Here is a 16,165-nt window from a genome sequence, read left to right on the forward strand (position 1 = left end):
TGGTCTCCTTAAGATGAAGACCAGTTTACAACGCGGGCTTATTTTACATCAACAATATTGAGCTGACCTTGCTCCGCAGTGACATCCACGGCCCGCTGGCTTTTCAGACTGGACTCAAGCTTTTTCAGAAGCTCGGCATAGTGCGGATTGCTTTTAGGAAGATAATACGAACCCTGATGCGTGCTAAGCATCACTTTGACGCCATCCTTATCACTGCGCAGTTTTTTAACCACGTCAGCAACCTTGACTGTTTCCACACTGGCGACAATTCGGATCGCCGGACCAGCCTCAGACCTTTGCGCTTGAGAGACCACCAACCCCAGGGAAATCATTGCCACCACAAGAAGCCACTTCATGATCCACTCCTTCTGATTAAGAGTTCTTCTTTAATCTTAGCCGGGCACGAATCACATAGCTAGAGCTTTTATACTGTTTTAAATTAAGACGGAGCCGTCAAGTCCCAGTCAATTTCACCCAGGCCTTTGGACTTCAGATAGGCATTGGTTTTCGAGAAGGGCTTGGTCCCAAAGAACCCACGATGCGCTGACAGTGGAGACGGATGCACAGCCTCCAACACCAGATGTTTCTTACGGTCCACGAAGGACGCTTTCTTCTGGGCATAGGAACCCCAAAGAATGAACACCAGATTTTCTTTTTCCTCATTCAAAACGTGGATGATCTTGTCGGTGAACTCTTCCCACCCTTTACCCTGGTGAGCAGCGGCCTTTCCATCTTCAACAGTCAGAACTGCATTCAACAGAAGAACACCTTGTTCAGCCCACTTGATCAACGAGCCACTTTTAGGAATTGGAAGCCCCAGGTCCCCATGCAGCTCTTTGTAGATATTCTGAAGCGATGGCGGAAAGCGAATGCCGTCACGGACAGAGAAACACAATCCATGCGCCTGTCCTGGACCATGATAGGGATCCTGCCCCACAATAACAACTCTGACCTTATCAAACGGCGTCAGATTCAGCGCTGCAAAGTATTCATCGCCACGGGGATAAATCGTCTTGCCTGTCTTGTATTCAGCAGCCAAAAAACTTTTCAGCTTCTTCATGCGGTCGGTTTCAAACTCAACATGAAGATGTTGCTTCCAAGATGAGTCTAATTTTATTTCGGATTTAATATTTTCCATGATCTCAATCTGACACAAGCCTATGGTCCAGGTTCGGGATTCTAATGCAAACCTATTCGATTTCAAATTATTTTTTAGATGCCAACCTTCTTGACCAGACAAAATTCGACCTCATTGTTACACTATAACTACGAGGAAAAGGAGGCCGCCTATGACGACCCTTCTCAACCCCACCATTGAGCTTATTGAACAAAATCCTGAGGTTAAGTCCTTTATCTACCAGCAGATCGCGGAGTTCGAGCACTTTGTAACTCCACAAACAGTGGTCGCTGTCGTAGCCCGGGACCCAAGAAAACTTGCGATCCAGTATGAAACAGAAGGTCGCGAGTTCACCCGGGAAGGACTGAAAAAGCTGTACCGCATTGCGATCGTTTTAAACGAAAGCGGTGCGAAGGCAGAAGCCGAGGGCGTTCACGAAGACATCTTTGAAGCCATTCTTATGGCCAAGCACAACTTGATGCAAAAATTGATTGCGATTCAAGATTCTGTCGTCAGCCAACAAGACCGAATTATCGAAATCAATCATTACTTGCAACATCCAGTTCTTCATTAAGATAATGGGGCTTCTGCAAGGAGGCCCCACAAACACATCAGAAGAACTTTCCCATCATGATAAGGGAAAGATTCTGCACCAATGTTTTTGTGTCCATGAAGTAGTTTGGATAACTCATTTCAAGTTTTTTCAAATCCCCCGTATTTACTAAGACAACATTAATCAGGGTGTCTTCAAAGTACTTTCTTTCCAGATCCAAATACGCCTGAACAGCAGCATCGAACTGACTTGCACCATAAGTTTCCAGTGAAATTGTATTTTCTCGGGAATTCAGCAAAATTAAACTATAATGACCTTTTCTACCCTTCGTGGAACTCTTTGAAATCGTTCTATAGGCGGCCGTGTACACACTGAGGTTTTCAATCACATGCAATTCACGGATCTCCTTTTGAACCTTCTCAATCAGCTCAGCCTTTGAAATCTCTTTATGTGCTTTTAACACCGGCTTGTTTTCCTTAATCGCAAATACTGAACTCAACAACGCAAAGAATTCTAACCATCTGCGATTGCCTTGACCGGACTTGAACGAACTGTTCTGAAGAGTTCCGAACACCTCAACACCCGTAGCCCAAATATGCTGCAACTGGGATCTGAACTGCAGCTCCAAAAAAAGACTTGGAGTTTTAGACAATTTGTACACCAGGTGAATACTGCGGTAGCCATCCGGCTTTGGGCTTTCAATATAATCATCAAGCGAAAACAGCGTGTGCTTAGACTTCGATCTCTTATACAAACGTAGCAATTCATACACTTCTTCTGTAGAATCCAAAATTGCCCTAAGGCCTCCAATATCCTGCATTGCAGACAATCTCATTGTTTTGTGATTTGAAAGCTTAAGCAGAATCGAAGGCGTTCTTTTTAATCGTTGCGCAGCAATCGCCCGATCACTGATTTTCTGAATTCGCTGTCGTAATACCGTCGCAAATGAATCCAATGGAATCGCATGGTAGGCACGCCAACTTGAAAGCACATCCAAAGCGCCTGCAATCTCTTCTTCCGACCCAGATTTGCTCTTTAGGAGTTCGCCCGCCCGATCAATCTTCGTCTTGCTATACTCAAGCTCAACAGATCCCACAAAATTCCAATTTTTAAGAGTTTAAATCTGTAACCTACTGATTTTACTGTATTTCAATTTTAGCCAAAACTCTAGTGGTATCTCTATAAATTGGTTAATTTTCCAAGTTTAACTTCCTAAGTATTTGTTTTTATTTAACTTTGAAATTTGAGATTGCCAAATACAGGACTTCTCGTCAGTCGGCAGTGCCAAGCGCCCAAAATCATTCATTCCTTGCAACAGGCATTTTCCACTTAAGATAATGGGGCTTCTGCAAGGAGGCCCTGATGTTCAATCCAAATATGCCTTACCGCAGCGTTGGCCGTTGCGGTTTAAAAATCGGTTCCTACTCTTTAGGTGGATGGACCACATTCGGTGGCACGGTGAAAGACTTCACTTCCGTCCGCAGCATCTTGCGCGTTGCCTATGAAGCCGGAATCAACTTCTTCGACATTGCCGACATTTACGCCAAAGGCGAATCCGAACGCATTATGGGCGGAGCCCTGAAGGACTTCCCTCGCCACGAACTGGTGATTTCATCCAAAGTATTTTGGCCGATGAGTGAAGACATCAACGACAAAGGACTTTCGCGCAAACACATTCTGGAATCTGTGAATAAGTCCTTACAACGCATCGGCACCGATTATCTGGACATCTACTTCTGCCATCGCTACGACCCGGAAACTCCTGTCGAGGAAACTGTGCGCATCATGGACGACCTGATTCATCACGGTAAAATTCTGTACTGGGGCACCAGCGAATGGACCGCCGAACAGATTCAAGAAGCCATGGATGTTTGCGACAAAGGTGGATACTACAAGCCCCAAGTTGAACAACCACAATACAATCTTTTGGTGCGCGATAAGTTTGAAACCAACGTGCAACCCAAAGCACAGCAACATGGAATGGGTTTAGTCACCTGGTCTCCGCTGGCATCTGGAATGCTGACAGGGAAATACGACAAAGGCGTCACAGAAGGTCGACTGTCCCGCATCGACTGGCTGAAAGATACTTTCTACACAGAAAAGAACAGCCAACGTGTATGGGAGCTAAAGAAAATTGCCGACCAACTGGAATGCAGCCGCACACAACTGGCCCTAGCCTGGACTGCCGCTCAAAACGGCGTCAGCAGCGTGATTCTGGGCGCCACCAGTATCGAACAACTGCAAGAGAATCTGGGAGCACTGAAAGTTGAAATCACTCCAGAGATCGACAAAGACATCAAAAAGATTTTTGCATACTAATGAAGCATCTAACACAAATGCTATAATACATATGTATTGAATGCGATGAAATACTCGGCAAGCTGAGCCTAGCTTGCCGGCAAATTTGAATAATATTATTATTCACCTATTTAGAAAACCCATAGCACTCCGATAGAAACCCCCAAGTTTACCGCAGAAATACACCGCTGGTTGAATTCTGCCGTCTGCGAAAAAATACACTTAGAGGGTTTTCGGAATGTTTGCAAAGCTGAGTCTCAAAGCGAAGATGTTAACTGGGTTTGTTGGAATCTCGATGTTACTGCTGGTTGTCGGCGGAATCGGCTGGTGGTCCAATAGCAATGTCGTTTCTATCTATAACGTGATCACAACCCAAAATCTGCCAAACGTGCAGGCCCTGGGCCGCATCCGTTATCGCGCTCAAGAGGTGAATCGCACCATGCTGCGTGCGGTGATGGCAAAGACCCCTGACGAATACTCTAGATATGTAGCGCAATTCAAAGAGTCTTTACAAATCTATAGCGACTTCACACAGAAATATTTGGAAACCCCTTTCCTTCCAGGCGAAGAAGCTCTTTTCAACAAAGTCGAAGAGGCTTGGAAGAGCTACGTTGCCGCTGGGGAACATGTGTTAAAGCTCGCCGAAAAGACCGAACAACATGCTGCAGCCCAAAACGCTTTGGATGAGCAAGTGCGTGATCTTCGCAACGCACACGTGGGAAGCCTTGATACTTTGCTGAAGTTCCACGAAGAAGAGGTCCGCAAAGCCAAAGCAAGCGCTGAGGCCACGTCTAGCCGCGGAGAAATGTTAGTCATCTTGACGATTTCCATTGGTTTCATCTTTGCCTCGGTCTTGGGTTTCCTGTTCGCCAATTCTTTGGCAGGGACTTTGGGCCGCATCAGTGGCGACATTTCTGGCGCTGCGGAACAGACCTCTTCTGCCGGAACACAGCTATCCGCGGCCAGTCAGCAATTGTCGTCTGGTTCCTCGGAAGCTGCCGCTTCTCTTGAGGAAACCGTTGCCTCTTTAGAAGAGCTTTCCAGTATGGTGAAACTCAATGCCGATCACGCCAAAGAGGCCAATGCCCTTTCTGCAAAATCACGTGATTCCGCCGAAGAAGGCGAGCGCGAGATCAACAAACTTATTGGCGCAATGGAAGACATTGCCAGCGGCTCTAAAAAGATCGAAGAAATTATCACGGTTATCGACGACATCGCCTTCCAAACAAACTTGCTGGCTCTGAATGCCGCGGTCGAAGCTGCCCGCGCTGGTGAGCAAGGCAAAGGTTTTGCCGTCGTCGCTGAAGCCGTCAGAAACCTGGCGCAACGAAGTGCCGCTGCTGCCAAAGACATCAACTCTTTGATCAAAGAGAACGTTTCAAAAAGTGAAAATGGGGCTCGTGTCGCAAGTCAAAGTGGTACAGTTCTGCATGACATCGTAATGTCTGTTAAAAAGGTGGCTGATCTGAACAATGAGATTTCCGTCGCCAGCCAAGAGCAATCCACGGGACTTGAGCAGATTTCCAAAGCGATGAATCAGTTGGACCAGGCGACTCAAGGCAATGCGGCGTCATCCGAAGAAGTCGCAGCTTCCTCTGAAGAAATGTCATCTCAAGCTGTATTGTTGGCGGATCTTGTGACAGATCTAAGATCCTTGGTAAACGGAGTCGGCGCGACCAAGCTTCGCGAGACTTCCCGACCAGTAAAGAAGCCCAAGCCGCCGGTCAAGGCGGCCTTCAAGCCAACGCTGGCGAAGCATCCTAAGAAGGAAGCAGAAGATATCCTGCCTCTTGAGGATTCAAAAGAACGTAAAATCGGAAATGTTTCTGGGTTTTAACAGGCCGTCGCACTAACGCTGTCGGGATTTTGGATTTGGCAAAGTCATCATTGACACCAATCAAGGATTCCAACCTTTTGGATTCGCGGGAGGAATTAGAGACCCAAATACCGGACTGCTAAAATTTGGAGCCAGAGATTATGGTCCAACTACAGGAAGATGGACCAGTAAAGATCCCACAAGGTTCAATGGTGGCGATACAAACCTGTACGGATATTCAGCTCACGATCCTGTAAATTGGATAGACTTTAGTGGAGAAACAAAAAATCGCCCCGGAAACCACAGAATTCCCGATGCTGGTGGCGGAGGAGGCGTCCGAGGCTCCCTTGTCTTACCAAAACCTCCTGCCAAGCCCCAAAACTGCCCTGGCAAGGGGTGGGAATGGAGAGGAAAAGCACCGGTTGGCTCTAATAAAGAGCTTGGTACAATAAGGCGACAAACCAGAGTTTACATCCGGATTTAAACCATCCAGCTCCAGTTGGACCTCATTGGGATTACCGGGGACCAGAAGGAGATTTTAGAATATTCCCCGACGGAAGGATCGAACCAAAATGATTACCATAGAAAAGAAGCAAGTACCTGAACCCTTCGGCAGCGAAAAGATTTTGGACGAGCTACTCTCTGGAGATGATCTGGCGCACGAGGTATATAAGCATACGCCTTCATTTGAGAAATTAGTTTTTACTTATGCACCCGAGAGTGCCACTGACAGTATGCTTGTAGAATTCGACAAAGGAGGACTTTGCATCTCAAAAAACAATGAAGTCCTGCCGTGGAAAGGACTATCGGATCTCGCTTTACAAAAAGAACTCTTCCATCAGTTAAATAAAAAGAGAGATCACTGGCTCATTCTTACCAATCCTCTGGTCAGATCTGGAGACCAGTGGCTTGAGCACCGAAAAAGCAAGATCGCAATATATCAGAATCAGATACTGCATATTTTAGAGAGCTCGGATACACAACAAATAGTAACTGCGCTCGAAGAAAGTGCAGCTACTATATCAGCAATAATATTCCTCTTAAAAGAAAGCCCACAGTATGCCGATGGGCACAAGTTGACAAAGTCGGAACTTAAAGCAGCCGCAGCCAATACTGTGGCGGTAATCAGCCGTGGACAATATGATGGAGAAAGTTTTTTAATTCAAAGACGATTGCCGTCTTGAAAAAACGAATAAGAGAGGCGTCCCTTCGGATACCTTTCTTATTCGTTCAAATCTCGCGTATCATTCGGAAGTTTTATTTGTTAACAACCTTCACTTGGATCTCACAAGTATTGAATTCGTTGTTGATAACAGTGTATGCGCCACTTTGATCGAAGGACATTTCACCATATACCTGCATTTCGTTGCCAGACGGAGTTCTCACAGCCATCTTTCACAATTTCCTAAGGAGATCCCCCTGTGTCTAACTAAATAGTGCCTATCCTATATCCGGTCCCGTATTTTTTTCACCCTTCACCCTCGCAAACCGACAGGGCTATGCCATTTGCTCACTTATGTAGTATCAACGTCGTCCTATGAAACATCTCATTCTCTCCATGGCCCTTTTCCTGACGACTCAAGCTCAGGCTCACGAGTGCGAAAAATTTCTGTCTTCTGGCTGGCATTCCGACAAAGGCTACGCTTGCACAATCAGTGCTGAAGAACTTCAGTCCCGCGAATTACACCGACTTGAAGTGTGTATAGGTAATGTTCCTTATCTGGATGGCCAGCGCTATGCCCATGCTGAACTAAAATGGATTCCGCTTTCTCAGTATAACAACCCTTACAACAAAGATGCCGGAATCAACGATACATTCTTTGACACCTTTTACACAGGTTTGGCTTTCGCCGGTCAGGAACTGCATGAGGATGCCAAGAGCTTGAAGATGCAATCCTTCTTCGAAGGATCTTCCCTGACTCACGATCCAGATATCCGATCCCAACTGGAACTAGACAAACGCTCCATGAAAGCCCGTCTTGTGGTTCAGTCGCGCGAAGCCGCTTTGGTTTTCCAGAACAAATGGGAAACTCGATGGGACCTTCAACTTCAGTGCGAAAAGATCCGCTAATTCCTTCCTTATTTGGGGTCGCTCCGGCCCCAGTTCCGACAATTCTTCTGTTTAAAATCACCATTGCGCCGCGCTAATTTGTTTGTAAACGGTTAGTTTTCATTAACTTCTTGCAAGGCGCAGATCTTTTGGAAATAACTTCACTGTGTTTTTCCCCGTATATGTTGCGAATAGGGCGCAGCGTTTCTACCAGGCACCTCAAATGCCTGACTATGGAGGTTTTAGTGAAGGCCACAGTGATTTCTCTTCTGGTTCTTGTTACGACACTTTGCGGACAGTTGGCTCAGGCCGCTCCCGCTTCGAATGAAGTCCCATATTATGGTGAACAATTCCACCGCGATCTGGGTTCCGGAATCTCCAACGACGACCTAAAAAAGAATATCAATTTCGTTCTTCGCAGCTTCCACCTTCGTGTGAATGGCAACTACGATCAAATCGTGAATGGCTGTAACGGCCAAAACTGCTATCAACACGTTTCCTTGGGTTATGATGGCGCCCGCACCTTCCTTCTAGGCAGCTTCTATCTGATCGACCAGGGCAACGGGGACTACGCAATCAAAGATGTTTATTGCGACAAGATCAGAACTTCCGATGACTTCCGCGGTGGTCACGCTCCTCACCCCGGCACAATCCCAGACGGGAATATCGTAAATACCGAGCACACCTGGCCACAAAGCCGCTTCTCTGGCCGCCACAACAAAAACATGCAAAAAGCCGACATGCACCACTTGTACCCGACAGATAATGAAATGAATTCTGTTCGTGGTAACAACCCCTTCGGCGAAGTCACTCAAGACAGAAAAACTTTGAAATGCAAAGTCTCCCGCTTCGGCCGTGGCGCCAATGGCAGCGGCGACGTGTTTGAACCACCGGCAAATCACCGTGGCAATGCGGCTCGCGCGTTGTTCTACTTCTCTGTTCGTTATGATCTTCCTATTGATTCCCGCCAAGAAGCGACTCTTCGTAAATGGTCCAAAGAAGACCCTATTGATGAAGAAGAATTGCAGCGTAATGCTGAGATTCACAAAATGCAGGGAAATAGAAATCCATTCATCGATTTCCCTGGTTTGGAAGATTCAATCAGCGATTTCTAGTGCTCAAGCGCTACAGGTAAAAAGCTAGTTGGAGAGGAGGCTGTTGAGGTCTCCTCTTTTTTTTGCTCTGCAGACGTCTCGTACTTCACAAGGGTTCCGATGATATCCTGAAGCTGATCAAATGGAGCCAGGTTCGGTGGAAGATTTTCCTTCAATTCCATTGTAAGTACCGGAGTCTGTCTTTCCACCCACATATACCGCCCCAGGCTTCCGGGATAGTTCCCTAGGGATCGCCATGGCAAATAGTCAAATTTCGGCGGCGATTTTACCTTTGGCCCGTCGTAATCCAACACCTTCAAGGGTGTATGAACAGACACGATAAAATCAGGCTGGAAGTCTTCAAGGTGCTTCAGAGCACACTTGGTTTCAGGTTCGCTGCCACCTTGATTGCCCGGGAAACGACGTGGATTGGAATTTGTTGATCGTCGCCATGCCGTCAAAGCACCCGCATCCCAATCTTTTGTTGGAAAGTTGCGATTGATATCAATCTTATTGGCGTTGTAGCGGGTTTTGTATTTCACACCGTCAGGATTCAACATCGGAATCACGCGCCAAGAGTTGCGTGGATCAATGCCTTCCAAGCGTTCCATCCAATAGCGGCCCACGGTTCCCGCCGGAGTTTCATCTCCGTGGATCAAACTGATGACCAAAACCTTCTTGGCCCCTGCGGTTGAAGACAACTTATCATAGTGATAAATAGGACGCCCCTCAGCGCTGACACACTGGGAATCAATTTGTACTTTGTCGCAAGCTTGCTTGAGAAGTTTGTCGTCCCACGCACCAGGAAACTTTTTAAGCTCGTTCATACATTCTTGCTGAAGATTGGGAAACTCAACGGCTTTCGCCCCCAATGACATCAACGTAATCGCGCTCAAGATAAATGCTTTCATAGGCCTCTTCACCACTTAGCTATTATCTCTGGGTCTTTTGATTCTCTCAAGATGAGAAAGTGGCTTTTTTTGAATCAAGGTGAGAATCCTTACAAATTGACTAAAGTCTTGCAGGCTTTCGTCCGTAAAAGAAAGGGTGTGACCATTAGGACTCAGTGTGGAGGCTGTATGATGAACAAGGGCAGTTTTAGTTTCGTGGCGATGCTGGTAATCAATCCCGTAGTGATACTTTTCTATCAGAATTGCTCGATGGCCCCGATCAGCCACGCTAAAAATACCACACCTGTCCCTGTGATCACCCGTCAAGTGGCCTCCGAGTCACAACCGGTTGTTGCCGACATCAAACCCGTGTGTAACGACGAAAAGAAGGAATGCCCACGTAACGAATAGTATTCATTATACGCATATCTGAATTCTTTATATGCCTTTTACTCATCATAGAGCCCTTGTTAGAACTGTTGGTTAAGAAGTAACAGTTCATGACAAGGAGGCTTCTATGAACAAAACTCTCGCAATACTTTTCTCTCTTTTTGCTTTCGCAGCTTCTCCGGCTCACGCCTTTCTTTCTGCTCAGGACGAAATCCAAATCCTAAAGACTTTGAATGAAGAGAACCTGAACCCCGGCGTTCACTTCGAGGACATCCGCTGTTCTCTTCGTAACCGCACTTGTCTGGTCAAAATGGAAATCCAAGAACACCGCAAGACGGGCTGCATGATTGAACGCATGACCGACTCTGGTGATCTATACACAGAACAAAAAGACCAGAAGGGGCATTCCCGCATGGTGCTTTCCCCTTATGCCGAAGAAACTTTGGCAGCTTGCTTGGCGGCCCAGCTTTAAAGCTGGACTTGCCGTTCCTTTGTCCACCTCCTAGCCTTTAAGACGCAGGAGGTTCCATGCTTAAGTACGTCAGCAGCGCATTGTTTGTTTGTCTTTTCTCTCTGTCCTCGGCCCACGCCGCCGATAAAATCAAAATGTATTTCAATAACGAAGAGCTTTCCAAGGTGATTGAGATTTACTCAAAGGCCTCAGGTCAGAAGTTCGTGCTTGATCCGGGAGTGCGTGGAAGGATCTCTATCTTCAATCAGGAACCTGTTGAACTGACTGAAGCTTTCAATCAACTATCCCTGGCGCTTTCCACGAATGGCTTTGCCATTTCCAAACAGGCCGATGTTATGATCGTAAAATCCGCACGCAACATTCAGCGTGACCTGATTGATGTGACGACAGAGGTTCCATCCGTGACTCCGCAAAGAATGGTGGCATGGATCGTGAAACTGAAAAACATCTCCGCGGAAGACGTCATGCGCGAAGTGCGCGTCCTTCCATCCCGCGATGGAGAGATGAATATCGTTTCTGGCACCAACCAGATCATCTTCACGGATTGGAGCAGCAACCTCGTCCGCATCTCTGAAATCCTGAAAGCCCTGGATAAGCCGGTCGACTCATCGACCAAAAAACTGATCGACACCGCCCGCAAGGATCGCCATGCTGCCCGTCGCCATAACACCCGTGAGGCTCAAGGCCCTGCCGAACCCCCTCCAGCACCCCCTAAAGGTCAATAAAAGCCTTTCTGGGCGCTAAAAAGATGAAGGACTGGCCCTTGGGCTGGTCCTTTCTTTTTTTTGAAAATAGGCTATTGACTTACATATAATTTACACTGTAAGTTCGTATGTAAGTTATGACAATGAAATCGCCCCTCCCCCCCACTGACGCCGAAAGAAAAATCCGTTCTCGAGTTTATCGAGGCGCACATCTTAAGCTCAGGAGTTTCACCGTCGTACCAAGAAATCAAAGATCACTTCGGTCTGGCTTCGTTCAATTCGGTTCAGAACTATCTGAAGCAATTGACGAACAAGGGATACATTTCCAATCCCCAGAACTTGAAGCGAGCTATTCAGGTGCTTCACTCTGCTTCGGCAGTGCAAGAGCATCTGCAATCGAAATCAGTCTCGACGAAGACAGGATCTCCTCGCACTCAGCTCCTCCAGGCTCGTGATGAGGTCCTGTCACTTCCCCTTCTTGGGAAAGTAGCGGCTGGTCAACCTATCGAAGCCATCAAACACGACGAGTTCGTGGACGTTCCCCCCTCCATGGTCAGAAATCCTTCTAAATCCTTTGCGCTGAAAGTGCAGGGCGATTCCATGATTGAAGACGGGATCTTTGATGAAGATATCATCCTGATTCAGAAACAAGATTCCGCCAATAACGGCGACATCATCGTGGCGACTGTAGATAATGAAGCCACCGTGAAACGCTTTTATCTGCGTCCCCGCCCGGAAACTGGGGTCGCAGATAAAATGGTGGAACTTCGCCCTTCCAACTCCACAATGAAATCCATGTGGTATTCCCCCGATGAGGTTGCAATCCGCGGTATCGTCGTGGGCTTAATCCGTAAGTTCTAATATTTGCCACGCCCTTCGTGGCACCCCCCTTGCTCTTTAGGTCCTCCGAGTAATCCAGATGGGATATACGCGGTCCGGACCAAGAATTCCGGCTTATTTTCTTAAGGCAAGTTCCGGATTCTTGGATTCGGGACAGAAATAAGGGGATTTAATATGAAAACGACAATCAAACTTTTAGGCGCAATGGCGGCAATGATGGCTCTTTCAGCTTGTGCTGGCGGCAAAGGTGGAGCTGATGTTCACACGGTGCCCACCCAAAATGTCAGCGTGGATGCCGCGGGTAATTGCAGTCCTGATTATGTTTCCAAGTACAATGACATGATTTACGAGGCAAGGCTCCTTGAAACACAGGCTTCTATGGCAACATCTCCGACTCAAGTTATTGGACAGCTTAAGGCACTGGATCTTGCCTGTCAGCGTTTCTTCGCCAAGCACGACAACGTCTCTTGCAAGGCAGAGCTTGACGGCAGAACATCCACCATCAAAAGCTCCAACCCAAAACCTGCCTGCAATAAAGCCAAAGAAATTCTAAAGGAAATCGGACATTAGATCTACACTCAATGGCCCACAATAACAGTGGGCCGACTCTTTTCATCCCGCCAGATGTTTTTTTGTGATAAGCTTCGTCCATGCAAAAAGTTTCCGCGATCAACTATTCTGACAAAGCCAAATTCTATAAAGAGCTTCTTTCCGAAGCTCAGGGGCTTTGTGAAAAAGAATGGTTTGTGAATCTGGCAAATTTCTCGGCTTTGCTAAAACAACACCTGCCCGATATCAACTGGGTGGGATTCTATTTACTTCATAATAACGAATTGCTTTTAAGCTCCTTCCAAGGACTTCCTGCTTGCACACGCATCGCCATCGGCAAAGGCGTCTGCGGAACAGCGGCGAAGACATTGCAAACGCAACTTATTGCCGACGTCGATCAGTTTCCTGGGCACATCGTGTGCGACAGCGCTTCGCGCTCGGAAATCGTGATTCCACTTATTCATAAGGGCCGTCTTCTGGGAGTCTTGGATATAGATGCGCCGATCCTGAGCCGCTTTGATAGCGAGGATCAAAAAGGTCTGGAGCAATTTGCTGATATCCTCATAAACGGCAGTCAGTGGCCTTCGACTTTTGCCTGACGATCCCGTGAACCCCGCCTTTAGTGCAAATTCACCGGGCCGGGCCCCTGTCAGGCACTGATCTCAGATATGCTGCTATTTGATGGCAGGGATAACTCGATGAGCGACGAACTTCTTAAAAAAATTCGCAATTGCAAACTGTGCAAAGCTCATCTGCCTTTGCCTCCCCGACCGATTCTGAATTTTTCCCCACAAGCACGCATCCTCATCACCGGACAAGCACCGGGAATTAAGGCTCATGATTCTCACACTCCCTGGAATGATGCCAGTGGGGATCGCCTGCGCGAATGGCTGGGGATTTCCAAAGAAGATTTCTATAATCCGGAAAAGGTCGCCATTGTTCCGATGGGCTTTTGTTATCCCGGCAAAGGAAAGTCCGGCGATCTGCCGCCTCGCCCTGAGTGCGCAAAAAAATGGATGGGTGAAGTTCTGGATCACTTGCCGAATATCGAGCTGCACCTGCTGATCGGAAACTATGCGATTCAGTACTTCCTGCCTTCTGCCGATACAGGACTGACAGAAGTCGTGCAAAACTGGAAGGAATATTCTCCGCACTTTATCCCTCTGCCTCACCCCTCCCCACGCAACAACTTGTGGTTAAGAAAGAATCCGTGGTTTGAAGCCGAAGTGGTGCCGGAAGCCAGAGAGCTGGTGCAAAAGGCTTTTGCCAAATACCGGAAATAAAAAAACCGCCATTTACAGGCGGTTTTTCAGTTCAATGACTCTATAAATAGATAAGAACTAGTACCAGTCGCTTGGACGCTCTTCGATTGGAGACAATCCAGAACCTTCAACATAAAGCACAACGCTGTTGGATTGCAAAGACGGGTGGAAAACTTGAACTGTGCAAGAGCTCCAGTCCTTGCCCGGAGTCCAAGCCACTTTCACTTCATAATCTTGTGTGAAAGTCTTGGTTGCAGAATCAAAAGAACTAGTCAGAAGAAGTACACGTTGAACATCACAAGTGAAACCATCTTGTTCAGCTGTCACAACTGCTTTTGGATCAATCAGGTTCAAAGCTTGGTTTTTAACAACCACGCGCAGGGAAACAATACCGTCCTGGTTGGAAGCATCAACGGCTTCAACAGCCACCGTACGACCATTTTTAACATCTACGTATTTATCACTCCAGGCTTGAGCAGAAGACGCGACCAACAATGCCGCCACAACAGAAAGAACTTTCATCGTTTAACTCCTTATTAATGACTTTTGAATGAGGCGCTTATAACACAGCCCCACCCCACCACCAACGCAATGAGTTAACTCATGGTAAATTTACAGGTATTCACAGAACAAACTTAGAAGGTCGATCAAAATAGCCCAGGCGCAAGGCGGAGGCAGCTCCCGCAGCGCAGGCGTGCTCCAAGCACGTCGAAGCGAGGACAGCCGCCGACAACGCAGTCGAATGGGCTATTTTCATCGACCGCCCCAAAAAACAAAGGGGATGCTGCACACTCGTGCCCATCCCCTTTTCCCCTCGAGAAATACTAAATCAAATATACTGTCGCTCAGACCGAAACTAGCGAGCGTAGCGTTTATTCATGGATTCGCGGATTTCAGCACCTTCGATGCTTAGGCGAGTCCATGGAATTGCCAGAAGTCTTTCTGGCTCGATAGCCTCTTCGGTTTCTTCGCAGTAACCGAAAGTTCCGCCCTCAATGCGAGCTAGAGCGCTTTCAACTTCCATCAATTGACCACGCATTCTTTCATGCATGCTGAGGAATTCCTGTTCCGCCAGTACACGAACGGTTTGATCCCCTTCGTCCCCGCCTTTTTCCTCATTCTGATCCAAGTTCAAACGAGCCTCTTTCACTCTGTTGAGGATATCTTGCTTCGTTTGCAAAAGTCTGTGTCTGCATTCGCTGACAAGCTTTTCAGAGATAGCCATATTGCCCCCTCGAGTTCCTTCCAGCTTAAGTGCCAATTTGGAACTGACCTATTAAGTTCTACACCTGTAAAATTTGCAAGTAAAAAATCTTACATTAACTTAAAATTAAATAAAGCGTTGTAAACCCTAACGATTCCCTGACTGCGGCCATGGAAGCGCCATAGCGGACAACCACAGACTTTCATTCTTAGGTCATCTTCTTACAATTATAACCTGAAGCTTGATTACATCCAGCCTCAATAGTGACGGTGCGTTATATTCTAGCCTTAAACTGAAAAGAAAAGAAAGAGTGCACCGACAAATGGCCCCTATTTTCTCAAACTGATTCAATGGAATTGCACTTTGACAGAGGCAAGATGGCCCGAAAGAAAAAGAAAAGGCGACCTACTTAGTTCGGTCGCCTTCGAGTTCAGGATGTGCTCTCCCCCGAGAAGCACACCCCACAGGATGTATTTATAGAATAACGTCTTAATTACTTAAGACAGGAAGCCACTCGCGCCAACAAATCCCCCGTGGCGTCGTTGAGCTGAGTAGCCATTTTTTTCCCCTGAACACCACGCTTGCGGAAAGCCTGCGCGGACTGATCCATATCTTTAGAAACGGCTTTGACGGTCATCCCCTGCGCCGACTTCACAGATACAGAGTATTCTTCCATAGAAGAAGCAAAGGTTTCGTGATTGCTTACAAGACTGGCCATGATCTGCTGTTGCGCCTGCTGCATGGCCTTCAATTCCGCTTTAAGCTCGGCACACTGACTTGCCGCCATGGAGTTGGAAGCAAAAAGAAGAACTGCAAAGAAGGAAGCAATCGTTTTCATGTCAGAGCCTTTCGTGTCGATGACTCTGACCTAAAGCAATGAGTCTGCCAGCTGAGAACGTCTTATATTCGTTCTCAGGTGACATTTT

Annotated in this window: 22 protein-coding genes and 1 riboswitch; of the genes, 14 read left to right on the forward strand and 8 right to left on the reverse strand. The window is 47.1% G+C overall.

What is annotated here, in order from left to right; all coding sequences use genetic code 11:
- Positions 1–38 precede the first annotated feature (38 nt).
- Both ACES2G_RS16185 and ung read right to left on the reverse strand, forming a co-directional pair.
- Entirely contained in the window at positions 39–356 is a 318-nt protein-coding gene (locus tag ACES2G_RS16185) for a hypothetical protein (RefSeq protein WP_347358251.1), read from the reverse strand.
- 83 nt (positions 357–439) lie between these two features.
- Complete coding sequence (gene ung / locus ACES2G_RS16190) at positions 440–1,138, reverse strand: uracil-DNA glycosylase (protein ID WP_347358252.1); 699 nt, start codon at positions 1,136–1,138, stop codon at positions 440–442.
- 151 nt (positions 1,139–1,289) lie between these two features.
- Between ung and ACES2G_RS16195 the strand changes: the two genes are divergently transcribed.
- A complete protein-coding gene (locus tag ACES2G_RS16195; RefSeq protein ID WP_347358253.1) occupies positions 1,290–1,691 on the forward strand; it encodes a hypothetical protein in 402 nt (133 codons plus the stop codon).
- A 37-nt stretch (positions 1,692–1,728) separates the two neighbouring features.
- Here ACES2G_RS16195 and ACES2G_RS16200 read toward each other — a convergent pair whose 3' ends face one another.
- Positions 1,729–2,766: a RelA/SpoT domain-containing protein gene (locus ACES2G_RS16200; protein WP_347358254.1), complete on the reverse strand. Its 1,038-nt coding sequence runs from the start codon at positions 2,764–2,766 to the stop codon at positions 1,729–1,731.
- A gap of 266 nt (positions 2,767–3,032) precedes the next feature.
- Between ACES2G_RS16200 and ACES2G_RS16205 the strand changes: the two genes are divergently transcribed.
- The 4 genes from ACES2G_RS16205 (at position 3,033) to ACES2G_RS16220 (ending at position 6,968) form a co-directional block, all read left to right on the forward strand.
- On the forward strand, positions 3,033–3,989 hold the full coding sequence (locus ACES2G_RS16205) for an aldo/keto reductase family protein (RefSeq protein ID WP_347358255.1): 957 nt from the start codon (positions 3,033–3,035) through the stop codon (positions 3,987–3,989).
- Positions 3,990–4,206: 217 nt separating this feature from the next.
- A complete protein-coding gene (locus tag ACES2G_RS16210; RefSeq protein WP_374000761.1) occupies positions 4,207–5,805 on the forward strand; it encodes a methyl-accepting chemotaxis protein in 1,599 nt (532 codons plus the stop codon).
- A 94-nt stretch (positions 5,806–5,899) separates the two neighbouring features.
- Positions 5,900–6,268 carry an RHS repeat-associated core domain-containing protein gene (locus tag ACES2G_RS16215; RefSeq protein WP_374001912.1) on the forward strand — a complete coding sequence of 123 codons (369 nt, stop codon included), beginning with the start codon at positions 5,900–5,902 and terminating at the stop codon, positions 6,266–6,268.
- Between the two features lie 88 nt (positions 6,269–6,356).
- Positions 6,357–6,968 carry a hypothetical protein gene (locus tag ACES2G_RS16220; protein WP_347359565.1) on the forward strand — a complete coding sequence of 204 codons (612 nt, stop codon included), beginning with the start codon at positions 6,357–6,359 and terminating at the stop codon, positions 6,966–6,968.
- 73 nt (positions 6,969–7,041) lie between these two features.
- Here ACES2G_RS16220 and ACES2G_RS16225 read toward each other — a convergent pair whose 3' ends face one another.
- Positions 7,042–7,176, reverse strand: coding sequence for a hypothetical protein (locus ACES2G_RS16225; protein ID WP_374000762.1), 135 nt, complete (start codon positions 7,174–7,176; stop codon positions 7,042–7,044).
- A gap of 145 nt (positions 7,177–7,321) precedes the next feature.
- Here ACES2G_RS16225 and ACES2G_RS16230 point away from each other — a divergent pair, with 145 nt between their 5' ends.
- On the forward strand, positions 7,322–7,855 hold the full coding sequence (locus ACES2G_RS16230; RefSeq protein WP_347359567.1) for a hypothetical protein: 534 nt from the start codon (positions 7,322–7,324) through the stop codon (positions 7,853–7,855).
- A 135-nt stretch (positions 7,856–7,990) separates the two neighbouring features.
- Positions 7,991–8,088, forward strand: a riboswitch (purine riboswitch).
- Positions 8,080–8,949, forward strand: a complete 870-nt coding sequence (locus tag ACES2G_RS16235; RefSeq protein ID WP_347359568.1) for an endonuclease — start codon at positions 8,080–8,082, stop codon at positions 8,947–8,949. (Overlaps the previous riboswitch by 9 nt.)
- Here the strand turns inward: ACES2G_RS16235 and ACES2G_RS16240 are convergent.
- Complete coding sequence (locus ACES2G_RS16240) at positions 8,946–9,839, reverse strand: M14 family zinc carboxypeptidase (RefSeq protein WP_347359569.1); 894 nt, start codon at positions 9,837–9,839, stop codon at positions 8,946–8,948. The genes ACES2G_RS16235 and ACES2G_RS16240 overlap by 4 nt on opposite strands.
- Before the next feature lie 51 nt (positions 9,840–9,890).
- On the opposite strand from ACES2G_RS16240, the gene ACES2G_RS16245 reads away from it, so the two are divergent.
- From ACES2G_RS16245 to ACES2G_RS16275, 7 genes are all read left to right on the forward strand, one after another.
- The gene (locus tag ACES2G_RS16245) at positions 9,891–10,229 is read left to right on the forward strand and encodes a hypothetical protein (RefSeq protein WP_347359570.1); all 339 of its coding nucleotides are present in this window, start codon (positions 9,891–9,893) and stop codon (positions 10,227–10,229) included.
- A 106-nt stretch (positions 10,230–10,335) separates the two neighbouring features.
- Positions 10,336–10,680 carry a hypothetical protein gene (locus ACES2G_RS16250; RefSeq protein WP_347359571.1) on the forward strand — a complete coding sequence of 115 codons (345 nt, stop codon included), beginning with the start codon at positions 10,336–10,338 and terminating at the stop codon, positions 10,678–10,680.
- Between the two features lie 56 nt (positions 10,681–10,736).
- Positions 10,737–11,405, forward strand: a complete 669-nt coding sequence (locus ACES2G_RS16255; RefSeq protein WP_374000763.1) for a hypothetical protein — start codon at positions 10,737–10,739, stop codon at positions 11,403–11,405.
- 189 nt (positions 11,406–11,594) lie between these two features.
- Positions 11,595–12,245 carry a transcriptional repressor LexA gene (gene lexA / locus ACES2G_RS16260; protein WP_374001913.1) on the forward strand — a complete coding sequence of 217 codons (651 nt, stop codon included), beginning with the start codon at positions 11,595–11,597 and terminating at the stop codon, positions 12,243–12,245.
- 153 nt (positions 12,246–12,398) lie between these two features.
- Positions 12,399–12,794, forward strand: coding sequence for a hypothetical protein (locus ACES2G_RS16265; RefSeq protein ID WP_347359574.1), 396 nt, complete (start codon positions 12,399–12,401; stop codon positions 12,792–12,794).
- 80 nt (positions 12,795–12,874) lie between these two features.
- Entirely contained in the window at positions 12,875–13,372 is a 498-nt protein-coding gene (locus ACES2G_RS16270) for a GAF domain-containing protein (protein WP_374000764.1), read from the forward strand.
- Between the two features lie 99 nt (positions 13,373–13,471).
- On the forward strand, positions 13,472–14,056 hold the full coding sequence (locus ACES2G_RS16275) for a uracil-DNA glycosylase family protein (RefSeq protein WP_347357294.1): 585 nt from the start codon (positions 13,472–13,474) through the stop codon (positions 14,054–14,056).
- A 57-nt stretch (positions 14,057–14,113) separates the two neighbouring features.
- Here the strand turns inward: ACES2G_RS16275 and ACES2G_RS16280 are convergent, their stop codons facing one another.
- The 3 genes from ACES2G_RS16280 to ACES2G_RS16290 all read right to left on the reverse strand — a co-directional run bounded on the left by ACES2G_RS16280 (position 14,114) and on the right by ACES2G_RS16290 (position 16,077).
- On the reverse strand, positions 14,114–14,557 hold the full coding sequence (locus ACES2G_RS16280) for a hypothetical protein (protein ID WP_374000765.1): 444 nt from the start codon (positions 14,555–14,557) through the stop codon (positions 14,114–14,116).
- A 334-nt stretch (positions 14,558–14,891) separates the two neighbouring features.
- Positions 14,892–15,260, reverse strand: coding sequence for a TraR/DksA family transcriptional regulator (locus tag ACES2G_RS16285; protein ID WP_347357297.1), 369 nt, complete (start codon positions 15,258–15,260; stop codon positions 14,892–14,894).
- A 472-nt stretch (positions 15,261–15,732) separates the two neighbouring features.
- On the reverse strand, positions 15,733–16,077 hold the full coding sequence (locus ACES2G_RS16290) for a hypothetical protein (protein ID WP_347357298.1): 345 nt from the start codon (positions 16,075–16,077) through the stop codon (positions 15,733–15,735).
- Between the last annotated feature and the right edge of the window lie 88 nt (positions 16,078–16,165).

Origin of the sequence: Bdellovibrio bacteriovorus (assembly GCF_041888015.1) — a bacterium.
In the GTDB taxonomy this organism is placed as follows: domain Bacteria; phylum Bdellovibrionota; class Bdellovibrionia; order Bdellovibrionales; family Bdellovibrionaceae; genus Bdellovibrio.